This window comes from Pseudomonas sp. LS.1a (assembly GCF_022533585.1).
In the GTDB taxonomy this organism is placed as follows: domain Bacteria; phylum Pseudomonadota; class Gammaproteobacteria; order Pseudomonadales; family Pseudomonadaceae; genus Aquipseudomonas.
The window spans coordinates 3,931,426-3,958,305 of sequence record NZ_CP092827.1 but is presented as its reverse complement, the minus strand read 5'-3'; the positions used below and the strand labels follow the sequence as shown (position 1 = coordinate 3,958,305).

The window sequence follows — 26,880 nt, the reverse complement described above, 5'->3', positions numbered from 1 at the left end:
ATGGCTAGCATTCCAACCATTTCCTTCGACGCCATCATCATCGGTGGCGGCGGTGCCGGCATGCGCGCTGCGCTGCAGCTGGCTCAAGGCGGTCACAAGACTGCCGTGGTCACCAAGGTCTTCCCGACCCGTTCGCACACTGTATCCGCCCAGGGCGGCATCACCTGCGCCATCGCTTCGGCCGACCCGAACGACGACTGGCGCTGGCACATGTACGATACCGTCAAAGGCTCCGACTACATCGGTGACCAGGACGCTATCGAATACATGTGTCAGGAAGGCCCGGCTGCGGTCTTCGAGCTGGACCACATGGGCCTGCCGTTCTCGCGTACCGAAACCGGTCGCATCTACCAGCGTCCGTTCGGTGGCCAGTCCAAGGACTTCGGTAAAGGTGGCCAGGCCGCCCGTACCTGTGCTGCTTCCGACCGTACCGGTCACGCGCTGCTGCACACCCTGTACCAGGGCAACCTGAAGGCCGGCACTACCTTCCTCAACGAGTACTACGCTGTTGACCTGGTGAAGAACCAGGACGGCGCGTTCGTCGGTGTGATCGCGATCTGCATCGAAACCGGCGAAACCATGTACATCAAGTCCAAGGCCACCGTTCTGGCCACTGGCGGTGCCGGTCGTATCTACGCCTCCACCACCAACGCCCTGATCAACACCGGTGACGGTATCGGCATGGCGCTGCGTGCAGGCGTGCCGGTGCAGGACATCGAGATGTGGCAGTTCCACCCGACCGGCATCGCCGGCGCCGGTGTACTGGTTACCGAAGGTTGCCGCGGTGAAGGTGGCTACCTGATCAACGCCCACGGCGAGCGCTTCATGGAGCGTTACGCGCCGAACGCGAAAGACCTGGCCGGCCGCGACGTGGTTGCCCGTTCCATGGTCAAGGAAATCATCGCCGGCAACGGCGTGGGCCCGAACAAGGACCACGTACTGCTGAAGCTGGACCACCTGGGCGAGGAAGTGCTGCACAGCCGCCTGCCAGGTATCTGCGAACTGTCCAAGACCTTCGCCCACGTCGACCCGGTGGTCGCGCCGGTTCCGGTCGTACCGACCTGCCACTACATGATGGGCGGCGTTGCCACCAACATTCATGGCCAGGCCATCACCATGGACGCCGAAGGCAAGGACCACATCATCCCGGGTCTGTTCGCCGTGGGTGAAGTGGCGTGCGTATCGGTCCACGGTGCCAACCGTCTGGGTGGCAACTCGCTGCTCGACCTGGTGGTATTCGGTCGTGCCGCTGGCCTGCACCTGGAAAAATCGCTGTCCGACGGCGTGGAATACCGCGACGCCAGCGACACCGATATCGATGTTGCCCTGAACCGCCTGAACAAGCTCAACGAGCGTACCACTGGCGAAGACGTTGCCAGCCTCAAGCGCGAACTGCAGAGCTGCATGCAGAACTACTTCGGTGTATTCCGTACTGGCGAATACATGCAGAAGGGTATCGAGCAGCTGGCCGGCCTGCGTGACCGTATTGCCAACGTCAAGATCAACGACAAGTCCCAGGCCTTCAACACTGCGCGTATCGAAGCGCTGGAGCTGCAGAACCTGCTGGAAGTCGCCGAAGCTACCGCCATCGCGGCCGAAGCCCGTAAAGAGTCCCGCGGCGCTCACGCCCGTGAAGACTTCGAAGACCGTGACGACGAAAACTGGCTGTGCCACACCCTGTACTACCCGGGTGAGAAGCGCGTTGCCAAGCGCGGCGTCAACTTTGCGCCGAAGACTGTTCCAGCCTTCGAACCAAAAGTCCGGACTTACTAAGGGTGGCTGCTATGTTGAAAGTCGAAGTTTATCGTTACAACCCGGACACCGACTCGGCGCCAAAAATGGAGTCGTTCGACGTCGATACCGGCGGCAAGGACCTGATGGTTCTCGATGTGTTGGCGCTGATCAAGGAAAAGGACGAAGGTTTCTCGTACCGTCGCTCCTGCCGTGAAGGCGTTTGCGGTTCCGACGGCATGAACATGAACGGCAAGAACGGCCTGGCCTGCATCACCCCGCTGTCGGCGGTGGTGAAGGGCAACAAGCTGGTTCTGCGCCCGCTGCCGGGCCTGCCGGTCATTCGTGACCTGGTCGTCGACATGAGCATCTTCTACAAGCAGTACGAGAAGGTGAAGCCGTACCTGCAGAACGACACCCCGGCGCCGGCCATCGAGCGCCTGCAGTCGCCAGAAGACCGCGACAAGCTGGACGGCCTGTACGAGTGCATCCTGTGCGCTTGCTGCTCGACTTCCTGCCCATCGTTCTGGTGGAACCCGGACAAGTTCCTGGGCCCCGCCGCACTGCTACAGGCCTATCGCTTCCTGGCCGACAGCCGTGACACCAAGACCCAGGAGCGCCTGGCGTCCCTGGATGACCCGTTCAGCGTATTCCGCTGCCGCGGGATCATGAACTGCGTCAACGTTTGCCCGAAAGGTCTGAACCCGACCAAGGCAATCGGCCACGTACGTAACATGCTGCTGCAAAGCGGTACCTGATACAAAGTGTTGTACCTGCAGTAAGCCGAGGTGCGGGTGGTGAGCCCGCACTGCGGTAAAACCCGAACAAGGGCCCACAAAGCCTGCGTTCATTACCTATGAAGATATGAGACCAGCAGGGGCTTCCGGGCTGGTACCCGGAAAATCAGCAGGATCCAAGTGGCGTGGTTCAGTCGCTGTATTCGGACTTTTCCAGGTTTGCTGTGGCTCTCGCCGATCAGTCCCCTAACCGAGGGTGACCAAGCATGCAAGAAAGCGTGATGCAGCGCATGTGGGAAAGCGCCCACCTTTCAGGTGGTAACGCTGCATATGTGGAAGAGCTTTATGAGCTCTACCTGCACGACCCTAACGCTGTGCCAGAAGAGTGGCGCACCTACTTCCAGAAGTTGCCCGCCGACGGCAGCACCGCTACCGATGTATCGCACTCGACAATCCGCGACCATTTCGTACTGCTGGCAAAGAACCAGCGCCGCGCCCAACCGGTATCCGCCGGGAGCGTGAGCAGTGAACACGAGAAGAAGCAGGTTGAAGTTCTGCGACTGATCCAGGCCTATCGTATGCGCGGCCATCAGGCTGCCAAGCTCGACCCGTTGGGGTTGTGGCAGCGTCCTGCGCCCGTAGACCTGTCGATCAATCACTACGGCTTGACCAATGCCGATCTTGATACGACCTTCCGTGCCGGCGACCTGTTCATCGGCAAAGAGGAGGCGAGCCTACGCGAGATCTTCGAGGCGCTCCAGAAGACATATTGTCGCACCATTGGCGCCGAGTTCACCCACATCGTCGATTCCGAGCAGCGCAGCTGGTTCCAGCAGCGCCTGGAAAGCGTGCGCGGCCGTCCGGAGTTTTCCGCTGACGTGCAGGCCCATTTGCTCGAGCGCGTAACCGCCGGTGAAGGCCTTGAGAAATACCTGGGCACCAAGTACCCGGGCACCAAGCGTTTCGGCCTCGAGGGCGGCGAAAGCCTGATCCCGATGCTGGACGAGATGATCCAGCGTTCCGGTTCCTACGGCACCAAGGAAGTCGTGATCGGCATGGCCCACCGTGGCCGTCTGAACGTTCTGGTCAACACCTTCGGCAAGAACCCGCGCGAGCTGTTCGACGAGTTCGAAGGCAAGAAGATGAACGAGCTGGGCTCCGGTGACGTGAAGTATCACCAGGGCTTCTCCTCGAACGTGATGACCCCGGGCGGCGAAGTGCACCTGGCCATGGCGTTCAACCCGTCCCACCTGGAAATCGTCTCGCCAGTGGTCGAGGGTTCGGTGCGCGCCCGTCAGGACCGCCGCAACGACACCGTTGGCGACAAGGTGCTGCCGATCTCGATCCACGGCGACGCAGCGTTCGCCGGCCAGGGCGTGGTCATGGAAACCTTCCAGATGTCGCAGACCCGCGGTTTCAAGACCGGCGGCACCGTGCACATCGTGATCAACAACCAGGTTGGTTTCACCATCAGCAACCCGCTGGACGCGCGCTCCACCGAGTACGCCACCGACGTTGCCAAGATGATCCAGGCGCCGATCCTGCACGTGAACGGCGACGACCCGGAAGCCGTGCTGTTCGTGACCCAGCTGGCCATCGACTACCGCATGCAGTTCAAGCGTGACGTGGTCATCGACCTGGTCTGCTACCGCCGCCGCGGCCACAACGAGGCCGACGAGCCGAACGGCACCCAGCCTCTGATGTACCAGCAGATCAGCAAGCAGCGCACGACGCGTGAATTGTACGCCGAGGCACTGATCCAGGCCGGCCGCATCGATGCCGAGCGCGCCCAGGCCAAGATCGACGAATACCGCAGCGCGCTGGACAACGGCCTGCACGTGGTGAAGAGCCTGGTCAAGGAGCCGAACCGTGAGCTGTTCGTCGACTGGCGTCCGTACCTGGGCCATGCCTGGACCGCGCGTCACGACACCCGCTTCGACCTCAAGACCCTGCAGGAACTGTCGGCCAAGCTGCTGGAGATCCCGGAAGGCTTCGTCGTCCAGCGCCAGGTCGCCAAGATCTACGAAGATCGCCAGAAGATGCAGGCCGGTGGCTTGCCGATCAACTGGGGTTATGCAGAGACCATGGCCTACGCCACCCTGCAGTTCGAAGGTCACCCGATCCGCATGACCGGTCAGGACATCGGCCGTGGCACCTTCTCGCACCGTCACGCGGTGCTGCACAACCAGAAGGACGCCAGCACCTACGTACCGCTGAAGAACCTGTTCCCGGGCCAGCCGCAATTCGAACTGTACGACTCCTTCCTGTCGGAAGAAGCGGTACTGGCCTTCGAATACGGCTACTCGACCACCACGCCGAACGCGCTGGTGATCTGGGAAGCCCAGTTCGGTGACTTCGCCAACGGTGCGCAAGTGGTGATCGACCAGTTCATCACCAGCGGCGAGCACAAGTGGGGCCGTCTGTGCGGTCTGACCATGCTGCTGCCACACGGTTATGAAGGGCAGGGCCCGGAGCACTCCTCCGCGCGCCTGGAGCGTTACCTGCAGCTGTGCGCCGAGCACAACATCCAGGTCTGCGTACCGACCACCCCGGCCCAGATCTACCACCTGCTGCGTCGCCAGGTCATCCGTCCGCTGCGCAAGCCGCTGATCGTCCTGACGCCGAAGTCGCTGCTGCGCCACAAGCTGGCCATCTCGACCCTGGAAGACCTGGCAGAAGGTTCGTTCCAGACCGTCATCCCGGAAATCGACAGCCTCGATCCGGCCAAGGTCGAGCGCCTGGTCCTGTGCGGCGGCAAGGTTTACTACGACCTGCTGGAAAAACGCCGTGCCGAAGGCCGCGAAGACATCGCCATCGTGCGTATCGAGCAGCTGTATCCGTTCCCTGAGGACGACCTGGTCGAAATCCTGGCGCCTTACACCAACCTCAAGCATGCGGTCTGGTGTCAGGAAGAGCCGATGAACCAGGGCGCCTGGTACAGCAGCCAGCACCACATGCGCCGTATCCTGGGCCGCCTCAACAAGGCACTGGTCCTGGAGTACGCCGGCCGCGACGCTTCCGCCGCGCCAGCCTGTGGTTACGCATCGAAGCACGCCGAGCAGCAGGAAAAACTGCTGCAAGATGCCTTCACTGTTTAATGCCTTCGCGCACCTGAAACCGAATTTAAGGAAACACAGATAATGGCTATCGAGATCAAAGCCCCAACCTTCCCGGAATCGGTTGCCGATGGCACCGTTGCCACCTGGCACAAACAGCCGGGCGATGCCGTCAAGCGTGACGAGCTGATCGTCGACATCGAGACCGACAAGGTCGTCCTGGAAGTGCTGGCCACCGCCGATGGCGTGCTGGGCGCCATCGTCAAGGGCGAGGGCGACACCGTCCTGTCCGACGAAGTGCTGGGTTCGATCGTTGAAGGCGGTGCTGCCGCCGCTGCACCAGCTGCCGCCCCGGCCGCTGCTGCCCCGGCTGCCGCTGCTGCCGACGCTGGCGAAGACGACCCGGTTGCCGCCCCGGCCGCGCGCAAGCTGGCTGAAGAGAACGGCATCGACCTGGCTACCGTTGCCGGCACTGGCAAAGGTGGTCGCATCACCAAGGAAGACGTCGTCGCTGCCGTCGCCAACAAGAAGTCGGCGCCTGCTGCGGCTGCCAAGCCTGCCGCTGCTGCCGCTGCTGCCCCGGTTGTGGTTGCCGCTGGCGACCGCACCGAGAAGCGTGTGCCGATGACCCGCCTGCGTGCCAAGATCGCCGAGCGTCTGGTCGAAGCCCAGTCGAGCATGGCCATGCTGACCACCTTCAACGAAGTCGACATGACCGAAGTCATGGCCCTGCGTTCGAAGTACAAGGACCTGTTCGAGAAGACCCACAACGGCGTACGCCTGGGCTTCATGTCGTTCTTCGTCAAGGCTGCCACCGAAGCCCTGAAGCGCTTCCCGGCTGTCAACGCCTCGATCGACGGCAACGACATCGTCTACCACGGCTACGCCGACGTCGGCGTTGCCGTGTCCAGCGACCGTGGCCTGGTGGTACCGGTACTGCGTAACGCCGAGTCGATGAGCCTGGCTGAAATCGAGAACGGCATCGCCACCTTCGGCAAGAAGGCCCGTGACGGCAAGCTGGCCATTGAAGAGATGACCGGCGGCACCTTCACCATCACCAACGGTGGTACCTTCGGTTCGATGATGTCGACCCCGATCGTCAACCCGCCGCAGGCCGCTATTCTCGGCATGCACAACATCATCCAGCGCCCGATGGCCATCAATGGCCAGGTAGTGATTCGCCCGATGATGTACCTGGCGCTGTCGTACGATCACCGCCTGATCGACGGCAAGGAAGCGGTAACCTTCCTGGTCACCATCAAGAACCTGCTGGAAGATCCGTCTCGCCTGCTGCTGGACATCTAACCCTCTGGCTGCGTACCGTGCCGGCCCTGGCTTCGCAGGAAGCCATGCCGCGCGGTCCGCGGCTTGTAGCTTGTAGCTGATAAGGAATCTTTTATGACCCAGAAATTCGACGTAGTGGTGATTGGTGCAGGTCCTGGCGGCTATGTGGCTGCCATCAAGGCCGCACAACTTGGTCTGAAGACTGCCTGTATCGAGAAGTACACCGACGCCGAGGGCAAACTGGCCCTGGGCGGCACCTGCCTGAACGTAGGTTGCATTCCTTCCAAGGCGCTGCTGGACAGCTCCTGGAAGTACAAGGAAGCCAAAGAGAGCTTCAACGTCCACGGTATCTCCACTGGCGAAGTGAAGATGGACGTCGCCGCGATGGTTGGCCGCAAGGCTGGCATCGTCAAGAACCTGACCGGTGGCGTTGCCACCCTGTTCAAGGCCAACGGCGTAACTTCGATCCAGGGCCACGGCAAGCTGCTGGCAGGCAAGAAAGTCGAAGTGACCAAGGCTGACGGCACCACCGAAGTCATCGAAGCCGAGAACGTGATTCTGGCTTCCGGCTCGCGTCCGATCGACATTCCGCCGGCTCCGGTCGACCAGAACGTCATCGTCGACTCCACCGGCGCCCTGGAATTCCAGGCCGTGCCGAAGCGCCTGGGTGTTATCGGTGCTGGCGTGATCGGCCTGGAACTGGGCTCGGTATGGGCTCGCCTGGGTGCTGAAGTCACCGTTCTGGAAGCCCTGGACACCTTCCTGATGGCTGCCGACACCGCAGTGTCGAAAGAAGCCCAGAAGACCCTGACCAAGCAAGGCCTGGACATCAAGCTGGGCGCGCGCGTCACCGGCTCGAAAGTCAACGGCAACGAAGTCGAAGTGACCTACACCGACGCCAACGGCGAGCAGAAGATCACCTTCGACAAGCTGATCGTCGCGGTCGGCCGTCGCCCGGTGACCACTGACCTGCTGGCTGCCGACAGCGGCGTGACCATCGACGAGCGTGGCTACATCTTCGTCGACGACTACTGCGCTACCAGCGTGCCGGGCGTCTACGCCATCGGTGACGTGGTGCGCGGCATGATGCTGGCCCACAAGGCTTCGGAAGAGGGCATCATGGTGGTCGAGCGCATCAAGGGCCACAAGGCCCAGATGAACTACGACCTGATCCCGTCGGTCATCTACACCCACCCGGAAATCGCGTGGGTCGGCAAGACCGAACAGGCCTTGAAGGCCGAGGGCGTTGAGGTTAACGTGGGCACCTTCCCGTTCGCGGCCAGCGGCCGTGCGATGGCTGCCAACGACACCGGTGGTTTCGTCAAGGTCATCGCCGATGCCAAGACCGACCGCGTCCTGGGTGTACACGTGATTGGCCCATCGGCTGCCGAACTGGTGCAGCAGGGCGCAATCGCAATGGAATTCGGCACCAGTGCCGAGGATCTGGGCATGATGGTCTTCAGCCATCCGACCCTGTCCGAAGCGTTGCATGAAGCAGCGCTGGCAGTGAATGGCGGCGCCATTCACGTGGCCAACCGTAAGAAGCGTTAATTATAAGAAACCACGGCGGGCTGCCCGTCGTGAGTCTTGCGTGCATGACTCACCGCGGAAAGTCCGCCGGACCGGATCACACGGGAAAACCCGGGGTCAACGGTCACAGGTGGTGCGGCGCCAGTGATGGCGCAGCGCCGAAGCGCAGTACCTAACGAAGACGGTAAAAAGCATGAATCTTCACGAGTATCAGGGTAAGCAGCTGTTCGCTGAGTACGGCCTGCCAGTTTCCAAGGGTTTCGCTGTCGATACCCCTGAGCAAGCTGCAGAAGCCTGCGACAAGATCGGCGGGAACGAGTGGGTGGTAAAAGCCCAGGTTCACGCCGGTGGTCGCGGTAAAGCGGGCGGTGTCAAGCTGGTTCGCAGCAAAGAAGACGCCAAGGCGTTCGCTGCACAGTGGTTGGGCAAGAATCTGGTTACCTACCAGACCGATGCCAACGGTCAACCCGTCTCCAAGATTCTGGTCGAATCCTGCACTGACATCGCCAAAGAGCTGTACCTGGGCGCTGTAGTCGATCGTTCGAGCCGCCGTATCGTGTTCATGGCCTCCACCGAAGGTGGCGTGGACATCGAGAAAGTCGCTCACGAAACGCCTGAGAAGATCCTCAAGGCCACCATCGACCCGCTGGTCGGCGCTCAGCCGTTCCAGGGTCGCGAGCTGGCATTCCAGCTGGGCCTGGAAGGCAAGCAAGTTCAACAGTTCGCCAAGATCTTCGTGGGTCTGGCCAAGCTGTTCAAGGATCACGATCTGGCCCTGCTGGAAGTGAACCCGCTGGTGATCAAGGCCGACGGCGACCTGCACTGCCTCGATGCCAAGATCAACATCGACGCCAACGCCATGTACCGTCAGCCGAAGCTGAAAACCTTCCACGACCCGTCGCAGGACGACGCCCGTGAAGCCCACGCTGCCAAGTTCGAACTGAACTACGTTGCCCTCGAAGGCAACATCGGCTGCATGGTCAACGGTGCCGGCCTGGCCATGGGTACCATGGACATCGTCAACCTGCACGGCGGCAAGCCGGCCAACTTCCTCGACGTTGGCGGTGGTGCTACCAAAGAGCGCGTTACCGAAGCGTTCAAGATCATTCTGTCCGACAGCAATGTCGCGGCCGTACTGGTCAACATCTTCGGCGGCATCGTTCGCTGCGACATGATTGCCGAAGGCATCATCGGTGCAGTGAAAGAAGTCGGCGTCAAAGTTCCGGTCGTCGTTCGCCTTGAAGGCAACAACGCCGAACTGGGCGCTAAAGTACTGGCAGAAAGCGGTTTGAACATCATTGCGGCAACCAGCCTGACCGACGCTGCTCAACAAGTTGTCAAAGCTGCGGAGGGCAAGTAATGAGCGTCCTGATCAATAAAGACACCAAAGTCATCTGCCAGGGCTTCACCGGCTCGCAGGGTACTTTCCACTCCGAACAGGCCATCGCCTACGGCACCAAGATGGTCGGCGGTGTAACCCCAGGCAAGGGTGGCACCACCCACCTGGGCCTGCCAGTGTTCAACACTGTGAAAGAAGCTGTAGAAGCTACCGGCGCTGACGCTTCGGTCATCTACGTTCCGGCTCCTTTCTGCAAGGACTCGATCCTGGAAGCTGCCTTCGGCGGCATCAAGCTGATCGTGTGCATCACCGAAGGCATTCCTACCCTGGACATGCTGGATGCCAAGGTCAAGTGCGACGAGCTGGGCGTGACCCTGATCGGCCCTAACTGCCCAGGTGTCATCACCCCGGGCGAGTGCAAGATCGGCATCATGCCAGGCCACATCCACCTGCCAGGCAAAGTCGGTATCGTTTCGCGTTCCGGCACCCTGACCTACGAAGCTGTGAAGCAGACCACCGACGCCGGTTTCGGCCAGTCGACCTGCGTCGGCATCGGCGGTGACCCGATCCCGGGCTCCAACTTCATCGACATCCTGAAGCTGTTCCAGGAAGACCCGAAGACCGAAGCGATCGTCATGATCGGTGAGATCGGCGGTTCGGCTGAAGAAGAAGCCGCGGCCTACATCAAGGCCAACGTCACCAAGCCTGTCGTTTCCTACATCGCTGGTGTTACTGCACCTGCGGGCAAGCGCATGGGCCACGCTGGCGCCATCATCTCCGGCGGCAAGGGCACTGCGGACGAGAAGTTCGCCGCCCTGCAGGACGCTGGTGTGAAGACCGTGCGTTCCCTGGCTGACATCGGCAAGGCCCTGGCCGAGCTGACTGGCTGGGAAGTCAAGAAGTAATACTGCTACACCCCCCACGCGCACAGAGGCCACCTTCGGGTGGCCTTTGTCGTTTCCGGGGTTTGGGTATTCCTGGGCCGGCCCCTTCGCGGGTAAACCCGCTCCCACCGGAAATCACTAACCTTGAGCATTGTGAAGTACCTGTGGGAGCGGGTTAACCCGCGAAGAGGCCAGTACAGTCAGCAAGGATTTTTCGATGGGTTTGATAGGGTTTTTCACGCAGACGAAAGTTTCAATGCGAGGATAATCCCCCCTGTCCCGGTTGCACAGACGACAAACAGATACGCACATCGGACAAGCAGCACTGTGCCAGTGCGTTTAGGTGACAAAACAGTTACCCTACGCGCTCACTCTGTGCCCGTCCCCCAAAAGGGAACGACACGCTAAACGGGTCTGGCTTATCAAGCCGGGCAGCATTTCCTCCACCCCATGGGGAAATCCCTTCTCGAATCCCGATTTCAGCAGTGTGGTACTACCTTAAATGAAAGTTTTAAAAGGCCAGGACATTCTGGCACTTGGCTTTATGACGTTTGCGCTTTTCGTAGGCGCGGGCAATATCATCTTCCCGCCTATCGTCGGCCTGCAGTCTGGTCCGCACGTGTGGATGGCCGCCCTGGGCTTCCTGGTTACTGCCGTGGGCCTGCCGGTCATCACCGTGGTTGCCCTGGCCAAGGTCGGCGGCGGCATGGATGCCTTGAGCAGCCCCATCGGCAAGTTCTTCGGTGGCCTGCTGGCGGCCGTGTGCTACCTGTCGGTCGGCCCGCTGTTCGCCACCCCGCGTACCGCGACCGTGTCGTTCGAAGTGGGTGTTGCACCGCTGACCGGCGAAAGCCCGCTGGCGCTGTTCATCTACAGCCTGGTGTACTTCCTGGTGGTACTGGCCGTGTCCATGTACCCGGGCAAGCTGCTCGACACCGTGGGTCGCTTCCTGGCGCCGTTGAAGATCATCGCCCTGGCGGTGCTGGGCATCGCTGCCTTCGCGCTGCCTGCCGGCACCATTGGTGAAGCGCAGCCGGCCTATGCTGCCGCGGCGTTCTCCAAGGGCTTCTCCGATGGTTACCTGACCATGGACACCCTGGGTGCCCTGGTGTTCGGTATCGTCATCGTCAACGCCATCCGCTCGCGCGGTGTCGAGTCGCCGAAGCTGATCACCCGCTATGCCATCATTGCCGGCCTGATCGCCGGTGTCGGCCTGGCCCTGGTGTACATCAGCCTGTTCCGCCTGGGCGCCACCAGCCACGAAATCGCCGCTGACGCCACCAACGGTGCGGCGGTACTGCATGCCTACGTGCAGCACACCTTCGGCTCGTTGGGCAGCGGCTTCCTCGCCGTGCTGATTGCGCTGGCCTGCCTGGTGACCGCGGTTGGCCTGACCTGCGCCTGCGCCGAGTACTTCAGCCAGATCCTGCCGCTGTCGTACCGCGCACTGGTGGTGATCCTGGCGGGCTTCTCGCTGCTGATCTCCAACCTCGGTCTGACCAAGCTGATCATGTTCTCGATCCCGGTGCTCACCGCGATCTACCCGCCGTGCATCGTGGTGGTCGGGCTGAGCTTCGTGAAGGACCTGTGGAACTCGCCAACCCGCATCCTGGCGCCAGTGATGCTGGTGTCGCTGCTGTTCGGCATGGTCGATGCGATCAAGGGCAGCAGCATTGCCCACGTGCTGCCGGACTTCATGGCGCACCTGCCGCTGAGCGACCAGGGCCTGGCCTGGCTGGTGCCTTCGGTGGTGACCCTGGTTGGCGCCGTGGCCTGCGACCGCATGCTCGGCAAGCCGCGCGAGGCGCTGGCCTGATAGTCGAAGCCTGAGGGCGGCACCGGCCACAAGCCGAAGGGTGCTCGCCAAGGGTGGAAACTTCAAAGCCCCGTATCCGAGAGGATACGGGGCTTTTTCTTTGCCTGTACCAGAATTGGCGCTGTACCTGTGGGAGCGGGCGTGGCCGCGAAGAGGCCGGGATGAGCAGTGCAAATATCAGGATGGATGTGTGCCTTTTGCCGCTTGCCAGCGTCGAAATCCGGTCCCTATCCTTCAGGTATCTGGCCCTCTCGGGAATCCTGCATGAACTTCATCCAAAGCAACTTCAACAACCTGTTGGCCATCGCCTGGTTCGCCCTGTGCTGGGGCGGGTACACCCGCTATGCCATCTGGAAGGGCCGCGACACCGCGTGCCTGGCCAGCGTGCTGCACCTGTACCGCGAAGACTGGATGCGCCGCATGCTGCTGCGCGACAACCGCATCGCCGATGCCAGCGTGATCGGCAACCTCGAGCGCAACGCCTCGTTCTTCGCCTCCAGCACCCTGATCATCCTCGCAGGCATCCTCACCGTGCTCGGGGCCTCCGACCGGGCGCTGTCGCTGCTGGCCGACCTGCCGCTGGTGCAGCAGACCTCCCAGGGCATGTCGGAGATCAAGCTGCTGTGCCTGGCCATGGTGTTCGTCTACGCCTTTTTCACCTTCAGCTGGTGCATGCGCCAATACAACTTCGCCGCAGTACTGGTGGGCTCGGCGCCGATGATCGGCGAACGGCTGGTCAATGAACTGGAGCGCAAGGCATTCGCCTCGCGGGCGGCTCGGGTGCTGTCACTTGCCGCCAACCAGTTCAACTTGGGCCTGCGTTCCTATTACTTCGGCATGGCCATGTTGAGCTGGTTCATCAGCCCTTGGTTGTTCATGGTCATGAGTGTCGGGGTAGTGCTGATTCTGTATCGCCGCGAGTTCCATTCGGATGTGCTGGATGTGATGGTGTTCACACCGACTGAAAGTATCTCGATCGAACCTGCCAAGGAAACCACCGCAGCGGGCACCTGAAACGTTTAATCCATAAGTTTCAGGCACAAAAAAACCCGACAATTGTCGGGTTTTCTTGTTTTAGCCGATTACTGCTTGGCAGGTTCGGCCGGTGCAGCTGGAGCAGCTTCTGTTGCCGGGGCGGCTGGCGCGGCTTCTGGAGCCGGAGTAGCCGGAGCGGCTTCTTCGGCGGCCTTCTGCTCGGCTTCGGCCTGATCTTTGGCGGCTTCGGCGTTTTCCTTGGCAGCCTCGTTCATCTTATCCTGAGCTTCGCCCGCTTTTTCCTGGGCTTGTTCGGCGTGTTGCTGTGCGTCCTGGGCTTTGTCTTCGCTCGCTTTATCGCAAGCGGCCAGGCCCATGGCTGCGGCCAGCATCAGAGCAAAAGCAAAAGGTTTACGCATGGGGGTGTTTCTCCTTGGTGGAATAAGTGACTTGTTCCTTCGAGTGCAACTACGCGGAATAAGTTCCGCGAAGATTACACATATATAACGCCCCGTTCTATATGGACTTTTTAACGATTTTATGCGCTGCGGCAGTGCGCGTGGAAACAGCCTATGAGCGAATCGACCTTGATGGCCATGGCCGAGCGTTTTCTCTCGGCCCTGAAACATTGTCAGTTGTTGCAAATGCGCGTGGCGCAAACCAATGCCGATGGCATGACTCTGGTCCTGCCCTGGTCGCCGGCCATCGTCGGCAACCCGCAGACCGGCGCCGTGCATGGCGGCGCGCTGACCACGCTGATGGACACCACCTGCGGCATGGCCACGCTGTGCGTGCTGCCGCGCTTCGAGGTATGCCCGACACTGGACCTGCGCATCGACTACATGCACCCGGCCGAGCCCGGCAAGGACATCTACGGCCACGCCCAGTGCTACCGGGTCACCCGCGATGTCATCTTCACCCGTGGCACGGCCTACCAGGACGACCCCGCCCAGCCGATCTGCCAGGTGGTGGGCACGTTCATGCGCCTGGGCCAGGAGATCAAGGGTGGCATCCGCTTCGGCAACAGCCTGAAGGAGGGCGGGGCATGATTCCACGCGAGGTTCGCCAACAGCTCAACGCCGCCCACGCGGTGGGCGACTATCGGCCTTTGCTGGCGCTGATCCCCTATGCCGGCCTGATCGGCATCGAATGCGAGCGCGAAGGCGATGACCTGCTGTTCCGTCTGCCAGCCAGCCAGGACAACATCGGCAACCCGCTGCTGCCGGCCATCCACGGTGGGGTGATCGCGGGCTTCATGGAGCTGTCGGCAGCGCTGTACCTGCTGATCTTCAGCGAGAGCGCGAGCATTCCGAAGATCATCGACTTCTCCATCGATTACCTGCGTGCCGGGCACTTTCGCGATACCTACGCCCAGTGCCAGCTATGGCGCCAGGGGCGGCGGGTGACCAATGTGGCCATCACCGCCTGGCAGGGTGACAGGCAGTCGCCGATTGCCACGGCTCGCGCACATTTCAAGATCGAACCGGAAAAGCCCTTGAAATCATCCGGGCAGCCCCCATCTGCATGACATCCGCCGCTAACGCAGGCCGAACCGGCCGCCAGGCGTCAACTGCCATCAGATCGGAGTTTTGAAGACCATGAGTGTGGAGACTCAAAAAGAAACGCTGGGCTTCCAGACCGAGGTAAAGCAGCTGCTGCACCTCATGATCCATTCCCTGTATTCGAACAAGGAGATCTTCCTGCGTGAATTGATCTCCAACGCCTCCGACGCCGCCGACAAGCTGCGTTTCGAGGCCCTGGCCAAGCCAGAGCTGTTCGAAGGCGACGCCGACCTGAAGATTCGCCTGAGCTTCGACAAGGACGCCGGTACCGTGACCCTCGAAGACAACGGCATCGGCATGAGCCGCGAAGACGTCATCGCCCACCTGGGCACCATCGCCAAGTCCGGCACTGCCGACTTCATGAAGAACCTCACCGGCGACCAGAAGAAGGACTCGCACCTGATCGGTCAGTTCGGTGTGGGCTTCTACTCTGCGTTCATCGTGGCCGACAAGGTCGATGTGTACAGCCGCCGCGCTGGCCAGCCGGCCGCTGAAGGCGTGCACTGGTCGTCGAAAGGCGAAGGCGAGTTCGAAGTCGCCACCATCGACAAGCCACAGCGCGGTACCCGCATCGTTCTGCACCTGAAGAAGGACGAACAGGAGTTTGCCGATGGCTGGCGCCTGCGCAACGTGGTCAAGAAGTATTCCGACCACATCGCCATGCCGATCCAGCTGCCAAAGGAGCAAGCAGCCGCCGAAGGCGAAGAACAGCCGGCCGAAGAGTGGGAAACCGTCAACCGCGCCAGCGCCCTGTGGACCCGTCCGCGTACCGAGATCAAGGACGAGGAGTACCAGGAGTTCTACAAGCACATCGGCCATGATTTCGAAAACCCGCTGACCTGGAGCCACAACAAGGTCGAAGGCAAGCTCGAATACAACTCGCTACTGTACGTGCCGGCCCGCGCGCCGTTCGACCTGTACCAGCGCGAAGCGCCACGCGGCCTGAAGCTGTACGTGCAGCGCGTGTTCATCATGGACCAGGCCGAGTCGTTCCTGCCGCTGTACCTGCGCTTCATCAAGGGTGTGGTCGATTCCAACGACCTGTCGCTGAACGTGTCGCGTGAAATCCTGCAGAAAGACCCGATCATCGATTCGATGAAGACCGCGCTGACCAAGCGCGTGCTGGACATGCTGGAGAAACTGGCGAAGAACGAGCCCGAGCAGTACAAGGGCTTCTGGAAGAACTTCGGCCAGGTGCTGAAGGAAGGCCCGGCCGAAGACTTCGCCAACAAGGAAAAGATCGCCGGCCTGCTGCGCTTCGCCTCCACCCAGGACGACAGCGGCGAGCAGAGCGTCGCGCTGGCCGACTACCTGGCCCGCGCCAAGGAAGGTCAGGACAAGATCTACTACCTCACCGGCGAGTCGTACGCGCAGGTCAAGAACAGCCCGCACCTGGAAGTCTTCCGCAAGAAAGGCATCGAAGTGCTGCTGCTGACCGACCGTATCGACGAGTGGCTGATGAGCTACCTCAACGAGTTTGACGGCAAGGCCTTCGTCGACGTCGCCCGTGGCGACCTGGACCTGGGCAAGCTGGATTCGGAAGAAGACAAGAAGGCCCAGGAAGAAGTCGCCAAAGACAAGGAAGGCCTGGTCGAGCGCCTGAAAGGCGCGCTGGGTGACAGCGTGGCCGAAGTGCGCGTGTCGCACCGCCTGACCGACTCGCCGGCGATCCTGGCCATCGGTGAGCAGGACCTCGGCCTGCAGATGCGCCAGATCCTCGAAGCCAGCGGGCAGAAGGTACCGGAGTCCAAGCCGATCTTCGAGTTCAACCCGACCCACCCGCTGATCGAGAAGCTGGACAACGAGCAGAGCGAAGACCGCTTCGCCGAACTGTCGCACATCCTGTTCGATCAGGCGGCCCTGGCGGCCGGTGACAGCCTGAAGGACCCGGCGGCTTACGTTCGTCGCCTGAACAAGCTGCTGGTCGAGCTGTCTGCTTGAGTTGATGCATAGGAAAGCCCGCTTCGGCGGGCTTTTTCATGACTGCCTTTTTCATGACGAGTGCCAAAGGAGTGCTTGATGAGCAAAGTAATCGTCGAATCGCTGGTTTATCACCTGTCCGGCAAGACCTACGAAAGCCGTCTGGTCCATGAGCCAGGGGCGCTGGGCCGCCCAGGCCTGGTGATGGCACCGAACTGGATGGGTATTGGCGAAGGGGCAGAGCGCATTGCCAAGGAAGTGGCCGAGAAGGGTTATGTGGTGCTGATTGCCGACCTGTATGGGCAATCGGTGCGCCCGTCCAATGCCGACGAAGCTGGCGCGGCGATGATGCCGTTGAAGAACGACCGGGGCGAATTGCGCAAGCGCATGCAGGAAGCCCTGGCGCAACTGTTGGGGCAGTCGAAGGCGCTGCTGGAGCCGGGCAAGGTGGGCACGTTTGGCTTCTGCTTTGGTGGCTGCTGCGCCCTGGAGTTGGCCCGTACCGGTGCCGATCTGCGTGCGGCGGTGTCGTTCCATGGCACGCTGGACACGCCGAACCCTGAAGATGCCAAGCGCATCAAGGGCTCGGTGCTGGTGCTGCATGGCGCTTCCGATCCGCTGGTGCCGAAGGAGCAGTTGCCGGCGTTCGAGGCGGAGATGAATGCGGCCAAGGTTGACTGGCAATTGCTGAGCTATGGCGGCGCGGTGCACTCGTTTACCGACCCGAGCGCCAACGTGCCGGGCAAGATGCAGTATGACCGGCGTACCTCGGAGCGGGCGTTCCGCTCAATGCACAACCTGCTGACCGAAGTGTTCCAGCGCTGACATTGCAGGGGGCCGCAGAGCGGCCCCCAAATCAGCGCGGCAGCTCGATCCTCGAAGTTTCCCCCGGCACCACCGGCCAATCCCCCGCAGCCCACCTGGCTCGGGCCTGTTCGATCAGTTCCACATCACTGGCGACAAAATTCCAGTTCATCCGCCGCGGCCCATCCAGTGGCGCGCCACCAATCAGCACCAACTGGCACTCACTTTCCGCGTACAGCGTCACCTCTTCGCCCTCCGGTAGCACCACCAGGCTGCACGGCTCCACGTCCTCATCGTTCATCATCAGCTCACCATCGAGCAGGTACAGCGCCCGCTGCGCATGCTCATTCGGCACCAGCAAGGTGGTTGCCGGCTGCATCCGCACATGCGCGTAAAGGGTAGGGGAGAGTACTGGCACCGGCGATTCCAGGCAGAACCCGCTACCGGCAATCATGCAGATGCGCACCCCGAGGCTGTCACTGACCGGCAGGCTCGCCGCCGGGTGATGACTGTAGCTGGGCGCGCCTTGCTCATGTTCGCGCGGCGAGGCCAGCCATACCTGCAACCCGTGCAGGCGTGAACCATGGGCCAGGGCATCTTCAGGCGTGCGCTCAACGTGGGCCACGCCGCTGCCAGCCGTCATCCAGCTGACATCACCAGGTAGCACCCGCTGGTCCGAGCCAAGGCTGTCCTTGTGCAGGATTGCCCCTTCGAACAGGTAGGTCAGGGTCGACAGGCCGATATGCGGATGCTGGCGGATGTCCATGCCATGCCCCGGGGCATAGTCGGTTTCGAGCATATGGTCGAAAAACACGAACGGGCCGACGCTGCGGCACTGGGCCGATGGCAGCGGGCGCAGGATCGGCTGGCCCTCGACCGATTCGGCGCGTGGGCGGATGACCAGGGGGCTGCTCATGGGTGCGGCTCCAGACGAGGTGGAAGTGCTTCAAGCATAACGGTTTGCCTGTTGTGGCTGAACCGTCTCGTTGGCCTGCCGGTCTACTCTTTTCGTACTCGAAGAAGGAAGCTGCCGATGTTTGCCAGAGCGCTGGCCTGCCTGCTGTTGTCCGGTTGTATGTGCCAGGCCCAGGCACGCGACTACCGCTACAGTGATGCCCACCTGCACTATGTCGACTTTTTCCAGGAAAGCGAGGGCATGCCGGCGTTGATCAAGGCCATGGATGCTGCGGGCATCGAGCAGTCGATGATCTCCGGCATCCCGGTGGCCAAGAAATGGCACGAGGATGAGCCCAAGCGCCCGCGCTATTACGCCGGGGATGACGCCGAAGCCTACTGGTACAGCGCCACCGACACCTACGTGGCCGCGGCGCTGCAGAAATTGCCCGACGAGCAGCGCCGGCGCTTTCATCCGTTCCTGGCCGGCTTCAACCCGGTGGACAAGAACGCTGCCAGCCATATCGAGCGCATGCTCGAACTGTACCCGGGGCTCTGGCAGGGCATTGGCGAGGTGTTCACCCGCCACGATGACCTGACGGCACTGACCAGCGGTGACACGCCGCGCGCCAACAACGAAGCGATGACACGTATCTACCACCTGGCGGCCGAGCGCGACCTGCCGGTGCTGCTGCATTCCAACATCACCTCCAAGCGTGAGCGCAACCCGCTGTACCTGGCGGAGATCGAAGAGCCGCTGCGCAATCACCCGCACACGCGGTTCATCTGGGCGCATGCCGGCAGCAGCATGGAGATACACCGGCACCAGACGCAGATGGATTTTCTGCTGCCGGTGCTGACGCGGTTGCTGGAGGACTACCCGAACCTGTATGTCGATTTGTCGTGGAGTGTGCTGGAGCCTTATCTGCTGGATGACCAGGGGGAGCCGCGCAAGGAGTGGCTGGCGCTGGTCGAGAAGTATCCGGAGCGTTTCATGCTGGGTTCGGATGTGGTGGGGCGGTTTGACAGCCTTGGGGAGCAGATGCACGGGTTCAGGCCGTTTCTGGATGCATTGCCGGAACAAGTTGCCAACAAAGTGGCCAGGGAGAATTTTCTGGCTGTGTTGCCTAAGCAATAGTATTTCGCCTGTGCCGGCCCTTTCGCGGGTAAACCCGCTCCCACAGGTACAGCGCCAGTTTCAAGAGCAGCGCGGTCCCTGTGGGAGCGGGTTTACCCGCGAAAGGGCCGGCACAGGCGATACAAATGAAAACGCCCCGAACCAGTCGGGGCGTTTTCGTCTACCGCAGCAGCGTCTTACTTGCCTTCCCAGCGCTTGAGCACCAGGGTGGCGTTGGTGCCGCCGAAGCCGAAGCTGTTGCTCATGACCGTGTCGATCTTGGCGTTTTCTTCGGTCTTGCGCAGGATCGGCAGGTCGGCGACCTCCGGGTCCAGCTCGTCGATGTTGGCGGAGCCGGCGATGAAGTTGTTTTCCATCATCAGCAGGCAGTAGATCGCCTCGTGTACGCCAGCAGCGCCCAGCGAGTGGCCCGACAGGCTCTTGGTCGAGCTGATCTTCGGTGCCTTGTCGCCGAACACGGCGCGAACGCCCTTGATCTCGGCAACGTCACCGACCGGGGTCGAGGTGCCGTGGGTGTTCAGGTAGTCGATCGGGGTGTCGACGGTCGACAGCGCCTGCTGCATGCAGCGGATGGCACCTTCGCCGCTCGGGGCAACCATGTCGTAGCCGTCGGAAGTGGCGCCGTAACCGACGATTTCCGCGTAGATCTTGGCGCCACGGGCCAGGGCGTGCTCCAGCTCCTCGACCACCACCATGCCGCCGCCACCAGCGATGACGAAGCCATCACGGTCGGCGTCGTAGGCGCGCGAGGCCTGTTCCGGGGTTTCGTTGCGCTTGGTCGACAGGGCGCCCATGGCATCGAACAGGAACGACTGGCTCCAGTGCTCTTCTTCACCGCCACCGGCGAAGACGATGTCCTGCTTGCCCCACTGGATCTGCTCCAGGGCGGTGCCGATGCAGTGTGCCGAAGTGGCGCAGGCCGACGAGATCGAGTAGTTGATGCCCTTGATCTTGAACGGGGTGGCCAGGCACGCCGAAACGGTGCTGCCCATGGTGCGGGTAACGCGGTACGGGCCGACGCGCTTGACACCTTTCTCGCGCAGGGTATCCAGCGCTTCCATCTGGTTCAGGGTCGAAGCGCCGCCGGAGCCAGCCACCAGGCCGGTACGCGGGTTGGAAACCTGCTCTTCGGTCAGGCCGGCGTCCTTGATCGCGTCCTGCATCGCCAGGTAGGCGTAGGCGGCAGCGTGGCCGACGAAGCGGTAGACCTTGCGGTCGATCAGTTCTTCGAGGTTGAGGTCGATGGACCCGGAAACCTGGCTACGCAGCCCCATTTCCTTGTATTCCGGGTTGTAACGGATACCCGGACGGCTGTTGCGCAGGTTTTCGGTGACGGTAGCTTTGTCATTGCCCAGGCACGATACGATGCCCAGACCAGTGATAACGACGCGGCGCATGCGAATAACCCTTAGAAATTGTCAGTGGAGGTGAACACGCCGACCCGCAGGCCTTCGGCAGTGTAGATCTCGCGGCCGTCGACGCTGACCGAGCCATCGGCGATGGCCATGTTCAGCTTGCCCTTCAGGACGCGCTTGATGTGAATGTTGTAAGTGACTTTCTTGGCTTCGGGCAGTACCTGGCCGAAGAACTTCACCTCGCCCGACCCCAGGGCGCGACCGCGGCCTGGCAGGCCCTGCCAGCCGAGGAAGAAGCCTACCAGCTGCCACATGGCGTCGAGGCCCAGGCAGCCCGGCATTACCGGGTCGCCTTCGAAGTGACAGGCGAAGAACCACAGGTCCGGATTGATATCCAGCTCGGCGACCAATTCACCTTTGCCGTACTTACCGCCTTCTTCACTGATATGGGTGATGCGATCGACCATCAGCATGTTCGGCGCGGGCAGTTGCGCATTACCTGGGCCGAACAGCTCACCGCGACTGCAGCGCAGCAGGTCTTCCCGAGTAAAGGCGTGTTGTTTGGTCATGCGAGCTCCTCAATAACCCCCTGCGGCAGGGGATGAATCTTCCCGGCCGGCCCGAAACGCATCGCGTCCGGGGCGGCAGCCTACAGGTAGACTATTGCGTTGTGGTGAAAGTCACAGTGCATCTGGTGAAAGAAGTACAGGTGTGCACTGAAACGTCTATTTTCAGGTCCGATGAAGGTCCTGTCCAGTGTTTAAGACTGCCGCACTTTAGCATTTATCGCCAGTCGCGGTTGTCTGACCGGGAAGCCAGCGCTGCAGTACCCGCTGCAGTTCGGTGCGGCGCAAGGGTTTGCTCAGGTAATCGTCCATGCCGGCTGCCATGCAACGCTCACGGTCGCCCTGCAAGGCATTGGCAGTCAGGGCGATGATCGGTAGTCCGGCACCGTTGGGCAGTTGGCGGATACGCCGGGTGGCTTCATAGCCGTCCAGGTGCGGCAGGCGGCAGTCCATCAGCACGGCGGCAAAACGCTGCCGGCTGACCCGGTCGACCGCCTCCAGGCCGTCCTCGGCGGTGCTTACCGCCAGTCCCAGGCTGCGCAGCATGGCCCCGATGACACTTTGGTTGACCGGATTGTCTTCTACCAGCAGCACCTGATCGTTGTCGGTCATCGCCGGTGGCGCAGCGCTTGGCAGCGTCAGCGAGACCGGGGCTGGGCTGGCCAGGGCCAAAGGCATCTCCAGGGTAAACGTGGAACCAAGCCCCTCACGGCTTTCGCCACGCAGCTTGCCGCCCATGCGTTCGGCCAGGGTGCGGGCGATCGACAGCCCCAGCCCGGTGCCGCCATAGCGGCGGGAAATCGAGCTGTCGGCCTGCTGGAAGGCGACGAACATCATTTCCAGGCGGTCGCTGTCGATGCCGATGCCGGTGTCGCGCACGCTGCAGGTCAGCCAGATCAGTTGCCGATCGAGCACCTGCCAGTGTGCCTCGACCTGTACCTGGCCGCGTTCGGTAAACTTCAGCGCGTTGCCGACCAGGTTCAGCAGGATCTGGCGGATGCGCGTGGGGTCGCCGTTTACCTGCAACTGCTCGATACCGGCCGGCAGCTGCAGGTGCAGGGCAAGGCCGCGCTGCTGGGCGCTGTGCTGGAACGACTGGACGCTGCTGGTGATCAGCTCACCCAGGTTGAAGTCGATGTGTTCCAGTTGCAGTGCGGCGCGCTCGATGCGCGAGAAGTCGAGGATGTCGTTGATGACCTTGAGCAGGTGCCCGGTGGACTCGCTGGCCACTGCGGTGTACTCGGCCTGTTCATTGCTCAGCGGCGTGGTTTCCAGCAACTGCAGCATGCCCAGCACGCCATTCATCGGCGTGCGCAGCTCGTGGCTCATCATCGCCAGGAAGTCCGATTTGGCGCGGTTGGCCTGTTCGGCCTCTTCGCGGGCCTGGATCAGCTCGGCAATGGCCTGCTTCTGTTCATCGCTGGCCTGCTCCAGGGCGTGGGCCAGGTTGTTGATGTGGCGCGCCAGGTGGCCCAGCTCGCTGTCGTCGACCACCGGCAACAGGGTGTTGTACTCGCCCTGCTGGATGGCCTTGACCGCATGGCCCATGTCGCTGATCGGCTTGGCCAGGCTCAGGGCCAGGCGCCGCGCCAGCAGGAAGGTGAACAGCAGGGCGAACAGCGCGAGGATGCCGGCCTTGATCACGATTTCCTGCTGGCGCTGGCTGAAGGCGTCATCGGACATGCCGACGATTACCCGGCCCAGATAGTCGTCGCCGATGGCCGGGGTGGTGGCCTTGCCCTGTTGCAGGAAGTCGCTGTCCAGGCGGATTTGCTGCAGGCGGATGGGCGCCTGGAACACTTCGACGCGCTGCGCGCGGTTGGCGCTTTCGTCGGACTGCTCGACGTAGACCAGGATGTGGTTGCGGCTGTCCTGCACCTCGAGGAAGCGCACGTGGGGGATGCTGAGCGTGGCGCGCATCAGGCCCTCGAGCACTTCGTTGTTGCCCGAGATCACCCCATACTCCGAAGCTGGCGCCAGCTGGTTGGCGATCAGTTGCCCGGTGTGGTTCAGTTCCTGGCGCAGGTCCTGGATGCGTACGAAGGTGAAGAAGCTGATAAGCAGCAGGGTCAGCAGCAGGGCAGGGCCGAGGCTGATGATCTGGGTGCGGGTGTGGATGTCCCAGCTCAGGCGCTTGCTCATGGGGTGGGTTCTCCTTCGGCCAGGGCCTTGGCGGCGGCGTTCGGATCGATCGGTTCAAGGCCCAGGGCGCGCGCAACCTGCTGGTTGCCGCTGACGCCGAAGCGTGCCGGGTAGAGGTTGCGCGGCCAGCGTGCCGGTGGCTGGTCGAGCAACTGGTCGAGCACCGCCAGCCAGTCGTCCTGGTCGCTGAAGGTGCTGGCCAGGGCGCCGGCGCGGACGAACCCGGCGTTCGGGCCGATCAGCGCCATCTGTCGGCCATAGCTGCTCAACAGCACGTTCTTTGCGGTCTTGGAGTTGTACAGGTTGGTGTCGTCCAGGCCCAGCAGCACGTCACTGTTGGCCAGCAAATGTTGCAGAGGACGGCTGTCGCGCGGGTCGGGCCAGTCCTGGGCAATGATCTCCAGGCCCAGCTGGTGGGCGGCATGGCGCAACTCTTCGAGCAAAAAGCTGCTGTGCTCACCGTACAGCACACCAATGCGCTGGGCCTGTGGCAGCAGGTAGCGCGCCAGGCGCAGCTGCCGGCCCAGTGGTGGGTCGCTCCACAACAGGGTGAGGAACGCGGGACGCGACTTTCCCAGGCGCTGTTCAGCCTGTACCCGGCTGACCCGCATGGCCAGGGCCGGCGGGCCGGCGGTTTCCCCAAGGCGCCATTCCAGTGCGGCGTTGTCCAGCAGGATCAGGCGCAGGTCAGTCCTGAGCTTGCCCGGGCGTGGCAGGTCGGCGGTGGTCTGGAAATGCACATGATCCTGGGGCCGGCGGCTTTCCAGCGCAGCGACGAAACTGCGAATGCCGGGCTGGTCTTCCGCGCCTACCAACACGATTTCGCTGGCGGACAGCGGCCCCAATGGCCACAGGCACAGCAGCAACAGGCGCAGCAGCAGGGCCATCAGAACTCCAGCTCCGCGCTGACGCTCAGGCGGTGGCGGCTGTCGAAGCGGTTCTGGATTGCCGTGGTCGGCTCATCGTCCAGGCGCTGTTGCCACAGCGCCGCCAGTTCCAGGTTGCTGCCATGCACCCGGAAACGCTTGGCCAGGCGCAGGTCCAGGCGCTCGTAGCGGTACTGGTTGAGCGCATCGTCGCCGTAATAGAACAGTGCGCTGGACCAGCCGTCGCCCCATTCGCGCATCCACCCGGCCGAGCCGCTGTTGCGGGCGCTGAGGCGGCGGTCGTCGGGGTTGCTGGCCCAGGCATCGACATAGGCGTAGGTCAGGCGCAGGCGGTCGCGCAGGGTCGGGCGCCAGTCCAGTTGCGCCTCGCTGCCGCTGAAGCGGGCCTTGTTGGCGTTGCTGGCGATGTACTGGTTGTTCTTCAGGGGCTCGCTGATCATTCCGGTGATCTCGTCGTAGAACAGCTTCACATCCATGTTCAGGTCGATGTCGCTGAAGTAGCCGTTGTAGCCCAGTTCGCGCGAGCGCATGCGTTCCTGGTCGAGGTCGCCCGGGCCGCGGGTCTTGACGAAGTACTCGCCGTTTTGCAGGCCGAATGCGTTGGGGGTCAGGTTCTTGACCGTGTAGCTCCAGTTGATGTTGTTCTCGAACATGTCGGGCGAGCGTACCGCCTCGGAATACACCGCTCGCAGGCCATGGCGCGGGGTGATCAGGTAGTTGACCGCCACCCGCGGGGTCAGCGAGCTGCCGGACAGGCGCGAGTCCTCGAACATGGCGCCGCCCTGCAGGATCCAGTGCTCGTCGGCGCGCCACTCCAGCTGGCCGAACAGGCGCCAGGTCTGGTCGTCGATGCTGCCGTTGAAGTAGGTCTGCGAGTCGGCTCGATCATAGCGGTAGTTCATGCCGCTGAGCAGGCGCAGGCTGTCGGTCAGGCTCAGGGTGTCCTGGATTTCCAGGTCGTAGCGGGTTTCGCGGGTGCTCTGGTCGACGTCGCCGCAAACTTGCTGCTTGCCACCGTTTGCCCATTGCTGCTGGACCTTCTCCAGAAGCCCGCTCATGACGGGATCGTTGGTTGAAAGGGGGGCGCCGGTAGCAATGCCGCGCGCCACCTTTTCGGCGAAGTCAGGGTTCATTTGCCAGAGCTGGGTCAATTCCGGGCTGAACGACTGCAAGGCGTCACAGGCACGCCACACCTGCTGGCGGTCGAAATGCTGGGCCGAGCCCTGGATATAGAGGCTGTGCTCGGAACTGAAGTCCTTTGTCCAGCGCAACGAGCCGGCGTAGTCCTTGGCATTGACGTCAGCATTGTTACCGGCTTCGTATCTGGCGAACACCGGCTGATAGGTATACGGCCGCTGGTTGCTGCCTTCCTTCGCCGCCAGTTGCCATTCCAGTGTCTGGTCGTGCGTCAGGTTGTGGCTGGCATTGAGGGTGAAGCGCGTCAGCCGGCGGCTGTCACGGTAGTCCTGGCCGAACTGGTTTTCGTCGAAGCCATCGTCCTGCTGGCCGGACAGCGACAGGCGCATGTCGCCGCCCTCCCAGCCGAAGCCGTGGCTGGCGTAGAAGTCGTTGATGCCATCCTGGCCGCGGGTCATCTTCAGCCGCGTGCCATGGCTGTCGGCGGGGTTGCGGGTAAGGATGTTGACCACCGCCATCAGCGCGTTGGCGCCGTAGCTGACAGTGTTGGGGCCGCGGAACACCTCGATGCGCTCGATGTCCTCCATGGCCAGGGGGATGTCGCTCCAGTCCACCGTGGCCAGGCCGGCGCGGTATACCGAGCGGCCATCGATCAGCACCTGCATGCGCCGGGCGTCGTTGACGTTGCTGCCATGGTAGTTGACCGTGGGTTGGTTGCCGGCGTTGTAACCCACCATCATGCCCGGCACCAGGCGCAGCAGCTCGGGGATGTCACGGGCGCCGCTGGCGCGGATCAGCTCGCTGTCGAGCACGGTCATGCTGCCTGGCACTGCGGCCGGGGACTGTTTCAGGCGCGTGGCGGTCAGAACCTGCGGCAGGTCCGTGTTGTCGATGAACAGATCATCGGCCATGGCCGGGCCACCGAGCAGGGCGGTCAGTATGAGCAGGCGCGGGTACGGGGGCGTGCCAGGGAACACAAAGCGGCCTTGTATCAGGATTGAAACAGGCATGGTAACTGACCGTGGCGTATTTGCCAGTGATCTGCATTACCCGTGATGGCCCTTTCGCGGGTAAACCCGCTCCCACAAGGACCGCACCGCTACTGAAGGCTTCGTTGTACCTG

Annotated in this window: 21 protein-coding genes; 14 read left to right on the top strand and 7 right to left on the bottom strand. The window is 62.3% G+C overall.

What is annotated here, in order from left to right:
- From sdhA to MKK04_RS18330, 9 genes are all read left to right on the top strand, one after another.
- Positions 1 to 1,773, top strand: a complete 1,773-nt coding sequence (gene sdhA / locus MKK04_RS18370) for a succinate dehydrogenase flavoprotein subunit (RefSeq protein WP_063912719.1) — start codon at positions 1 to 3, stop codon at positions 1,771 to 1,773.
- Between the two features lie 11 nt (positions 1,774 to 1,784).
- The gene (locus tag MKK04_RS18365) at positions 1,785 to 2,489 is read left to right on the top strand and encodes a succinate dehydrogenase iron-sulfur subunit (RefSeq protein WP_063912718.1); all 705 of its coding nucleotides are present in this window, start codon (positions 1,785 to 1,787) and stop codon (positions 2,487 to 2,489) included.
- A gap of 245 nt (positions 2,490 to 2,734) precedes the next feature.
- Complete coding sequence (locus MKK04_RS18360; RefSeq protein WP_063912717.1) at positions 2,735 to 5,566, top strand: 2-oxoglutarate dehydrogenase E1 component; 2,832 nt, start codon at positions 2,735 to 2,737, stop codon at positions 5,564 to 5,566.
- Between the two features lie 42 nt (positions 5,567 to 5,608).
- The gene (gene odhB, locus MKK04_RS18355) at positions 5,609 to 6,829 is read left to right on the top strand and encodes a 2-oxoglutarate dehydrogenase complex dihydrolipoyllysine-residue succinyltransferase (RefSeq protein ID WP_063912716.1); all 1,221 of its coding nucleotides are present in this window, start codon (positions 5,609 to 5,611) and stop codon (positions 6,827 to 6,829) included.
- 93 nt (positions 6,830 to 6,922) lie between these two features.
- Positions 6,923 to 8,359, top strand: coding sequence for a dihydrolipoyl dehydrogenase (gene lpdA / locus MKK04_RS18350; RefSeq protein ID WP_013973439.1), 1,437 nt, complete (start codon positions 6,923 to 6,925; stop codon positions 8,357 to 8,359).
- A gap of 172 nt (positions 8,360 to 8,531) precedes the next feature.
- Positions 8,532 to 9,698, top strand: a complete 1,167-nt coding sequence (gene sucC, locus MKK04_RS18345) for an ADP-forming succinate--CoA ligase subunit beta (RefSeq protein WP_003254205.1) — start codon at positions 8,532 to 8,534, stop codon at positions 9,696 to 9,698.
- Positions 9,698 to 10,582: a succinate--CoA ligase subunit alpha gene (gene sucD / locus MKK04_RS18340; RefSeq protein ID WP_004376004.1), complete on the top strand. Its 885-nt coding sequence runs from the start codon at positions 9,698 to 9,700 to the stop codon at positions 10,580 to 10,582. The genes sucC and sucD overlap by 1 nt, the downstream gene beginning before the upstream one ends.
- A 481-nt stretch (positions 10,583 to 11,063) precedes the next feature.
- Complete coding sequence (gene brnQ / locus MKK04_RS18335; RefSeq protein ID WP_015271095.1) at positions 11,064 to 12,377, top strand: branched-chain amino acid transport system II carrier protein; 1,314 nt, start codon at positions 11,064 to 11,066, stop codon at positions 12,375 to 12,377.
- Between the two features lie 264 nt (positions 12,378 to 12,641).
- Positions 12,642 to 13,391, top strand: coding sequence for a DUF599 domain-containing protein (locus MKK04_RS18330; RefSeq protein WP_207830100.1), 750 nt, complete (start codon positions 12,642 to 12,644; stop codon positions 13,389 to 13,391).
- A gap of 68 nt (positions 13,392 to 13,459) precedes the next feature.
- Here the strand turns inward: MKK04_RS18330 and MKK04_RS18325 are convergent, their stop codons facing one another.
- Positions 13,460 to 13,771, bottom strand: coding sequence for a hypothetical protein (locus MKK04_RS18325; protein ID WP_063912714.1), 312 nt, complete (start codon positions 13,769 to 13,771; stop codon positions 13,460 to 13,462).
- Positions 13,772 to 13,924: 153 nt separating this feature from the next.
- Here MKK04_RS18325 and MKK04_RS18320 point away from each other — a divergent pair, with 153 nt between their 5' ends.
- From MKK04_RS18320 to MKK04_RS18305, 4 genes are all read left to right on the top strand, one after another.
- The gene (locus MKK04_RS18320) at positions 13,925 to 14,401 is read left to right on the top strand and encodes a PaaI family thioesterase (RefSeq protein WP_063912713.1); all 477 of its coding nucleotides are present in this window, start codon (positions 13,925 to 13,927) and stop codon (positions 14,399 to 14,401) included.
- Entirely contained in the window at positions 14,398 to 14,880 is a 483-nt protein-coding gene (locus MKK04_RS18315) for a PaaI family thioesterase (RefSeq protein ID WP_207830103.1), read from the top strand. Before MKK04_RS18320 ends, MKK04_RS18315 begins: the two co-directional genes overlap by 4 nt.
- A gap of 70 nt (positions 14,881 to 14,950) precedes the next feature.
- A complete protein-coding gene (gene htpG, locus MKK04_RS18310) occupies positions 14,951 to 16,855 on the top strand; it encodes a molecular chaperone HtpG (RefSeq protein WP_207830106.1) in 1,905 nt (634 codons plus the stop codon).
- Positions 16,856 to 16,933: 78 nt separating this feature from the next.
- Positions 16,934 to 17,659, top strand: coding sequence for a dienelactone hydrolase family protein (locus MKK04_RS18305; protein ID WP_207830109.1), 726 nt, complete (start codon positions 16,934 to 16,936; stop codon positions 17,657 to 17,659).
- 31 nt (positions 17,660 to 17,690) lie between these two features.
- Here MKK04_RS18305 and MKK04_RS18300 read toward each other — a convergent pair whose 3' ends face one another.
- Entirely contained in the window at positions 17,691 to 18,554 is an 864-nt protein-coding gene (locus tag MKK04_RS18300; RefSeq protein WP_207830111.1) for a pirin family protein, read from the bottom strand.
- Positions 18,555 to 18,671: 117 nt separating this feature from the next.
- Between MKK04_RS18300 and MKK04_RS18295 the strand changes: the two genes are divergently transcribed.
- Positions 18,672 to 19,670, top strand: coding sequence for an amidohydrolase family protein (locus tag MKK04_RS18295; RefSeq protein WP_207830113.1), 999 nt, complete (start codon positions 18,672 to 18,674; stop codon positions 19,668 to 19,670).
- A 176-nt stretch (positions 19,671 to 19,846) separates the two neighbouring features.
- Here MKK04_RS18295 and fabB read toward each other — a convergent pair whose 3' ends face one another.
- The 5 genes from fabB to MKK04_RS18270 all read right to left on the bottom strand — a co-directional run bounded on the left by fabB (position 19,847) and on the right by MKK04_RS18270 (position 26,767).
- Positions 19,847 to 21,067, bottom strand: coding sequence for a beta-ketoacyl-ACP synthase I (gene fabB, locus MKK04_RS18290; RefSeq protein ID WP_013973429.1), 1,221 nt, complete (start codon positions 21,065 to 21,067; stop codon positions 19,847 to 19,849).
- A gap of 11 nt (positions 21,068 to 21,078) precedes the next feature.
- On the bottom strand, positions 21,079 to 21,594 hold the full coding sequence (gene fabA, locus MKK04_RS18285; protein ID WP_003251509.1) for a 3-hydroxyacyl-[acyl-carrier-protein] dehydratase FabA: 516 nt from the start codon (positions 21,592 to 21,594) through the stop codon (positions 21,079 to 21,081).
- Positions 21,595 to 21,801: 207 nt separating this feature from the next.
- The gene (locus tag MKK04_RS18280) at positions 21,802 to 23,733 is read right to left on the bottom strand and encodes an ATP-binding protein (protein ID WP_241105865.1); all 1,932 of its coding nucleotides are present in this window, start codon (positions 23,731 to 23,733) and stop codon (positions 21,802 to 21,804) included.
- Positions 23,730 to 24,620, bottom strand: a complete 891-nt coding sequence (locus MKK04_RS18275) for an ABC transporter substrate-binding protein (RefSeq protein ID WP_207830116.1) — start codon at positions 24,618 to 24,620, stop codon at positions 23,730 to 23,732. Before MKK04_RS18275 ends, MKK04_RS18280 begins: the two co-directional genes overlap by 4 nt.
- Positions 24,620 to 26,767 carry a TonB-dependent receptor plug domain-containing protein gene (locus MKK04_RS18270; RefSeq protein WP_207830118.1) on the bottom strand — a complete coding sequence of 716 codons (2,148 nt, stop codon included), beginning with the start codon at positions 26,765 to 26,767 and terminating at the stop codon, positions 24,620 to 24,622. Before MKK04_RS18270 ends, MKK04_RS18275 begins: the two co-directional genes overlap by 1 nt.
- Positions 26,768 to 26,880 lie beyond the last annotated feature (113 nt).

What these genes read in the sequence shown, in the direction of transcription:
- fabA (WP_003251509.1), bottom strand. Translation starts at nt 21,594, where the DNA reads ATGACCAAACAACACGCCTTTACTCGGGAAGACCTGCTGCGCTGCAGT.
- fabB (WP_013973429.1), bottom strand. Translation starts at nt 21,067, where the DNA reads ATGCGCCGCGTCGTTATCACTGGTCTGGGCATCGTATCGTGCCTGGGC.
- MKK04_RS18305 (WP_207830109.1), top strand. Translation starts at nt 16,934, where the DNA reads ATGAGCAAAGTAATCGTCGAATCGCTGGTTTATCACCTGTCCGGCAAG.
- sucD (WP_004376004.1), top strand. Translation starts at nt 9,698, where the DNA reads ATGAGCGTCCTGATCAATAAAGACACCAAAGTCATCTGCCAGGGCTTC.
- MKK04_RS18325 (WP_063912714.1), bottom strand. Translation starts at nt 13,771, where the DNA reads ATGCGTAAACCTTTTGCTTTTGCTCTGATGCTGGCCGCAGCCATGGGC.
- MKK04_RS18270 (WP_207830118.1), bottom strand. Translation starts at nt 26,767, where the DNA reads ATGCCTGTTTCAATCCTGATACAAGGCCGCTTTGTGTTCCCTGGCACG.
- odhB (WP_063912716.1), top strand. Translation starts at nt 5,609, where the DNA reads ATGGCTATCGAGATCAAAGCCCCAACCTTCCCGGAATCGGTTGCCGAT.
- MKK04_RS18365 (WP_063912718.1), top strand. Translation starts at nt 1,785, where the DNA reads ATGTTGAAAGTCGAAGTTTATCGTTACAACCCGGACACCGACTCGGCG.
- MKK04_RS18280 (WP_241105865.1), bottom strand. Translation starts at nt 23,733, where the DNA reads ATGAGCAAGCGCCTGAGCTGGGACATCCACACCCGCACCCAGATCATC.
- MKK04_RS18315 (WP_207830103.1), top strand. Translation starts at nt 14,398, where the DNA reads ATGATTCCACGCGAGGTTCGCCAACAGCTCAACGCCGCCCACGCGGTG.
- brnQ (WP_015271095.1), top strand. Translation starts at nt 11,064, where the DNA reads ATGAAAGTTTTAAAAGGCCAGGACATTCTGGCACTTGGCTTTATGACG.
- MKK04_RS18275 (WP_207830116.1), bottom strand. Translation starts at nt 24,620, where the DNA reads ATGGCCCTGCTGCTGCGCCTGTTGCTGCTGTGCCTGTGGCCATTGGGG.
- MKK04_RS18295 (WP_207830113.1), top strand. Translation starts at nt 18,672, where the DNA reads ATGTTTGCCAGAGCGCTGGCCTGCCTGCTGTTGTCCGGTTGTATGTGC.
- htpG (WP_207830106.1), top strand. Translation starts at nt 14,951, where the DNA reads ATGAGTGTGGAGACTCAAAAAGAAACGCTGGGCTTCCAGACCGAGGTA.
- MKK04_RS18320 (WP_063912713.1), top strand. Translation starts at nt 13,925, where the DNA reads ATGAGCGAATCGACCTTGATGGCCATGGCCGAGCGTTTTCTCTCGGCC.
- sucC (WP_003254205.1), top strand. Translation starts at nt 8,532, where the DNA reads ATGAATCTTCACGAGTATCAGGGTAAGCAGCTGTTCGCTGAGTACGGC.
- MKK04_RS18330 (WP_207830100.1), top strand. Translation starts at nt 12,642, where the DNA reads ATGAACTTCATCCAAAGCAACTTCAACAACCTGTTGGCCATCGCCTGG.
- MKK04_RS18360 (WP_063912717.1), top strand. Translation starts at nt 2,735, where the DNA reads ATGCAAGAAAGCGTGATGCAGCGCATGTGGGAAAGCGCCCACCTTTCA.
- lpdA (WP_013973439.1), top strand. Translation starts at nt 6,923, where the DNA reads ATGACCCAGAAATTCGACGTAGTGGTGATTGGTGCAGGTCCTGGCGGC.
- sdhA (WP_063912719.1), top strand. Translation starts at nt 1, where the DNA reads ATGGCTAGCATTCCAACCATTTCCTTCGACGCCATCATCATCGGTGGC.
- MKK04_RS18300 (WP_207830111.1), bottom strand. Translation starts at nt 18,554, where the DNA reads ATGAGCAGCCCCCTGGTCATCCGCCCACGCGCCGAATCGGTCGAGGGC.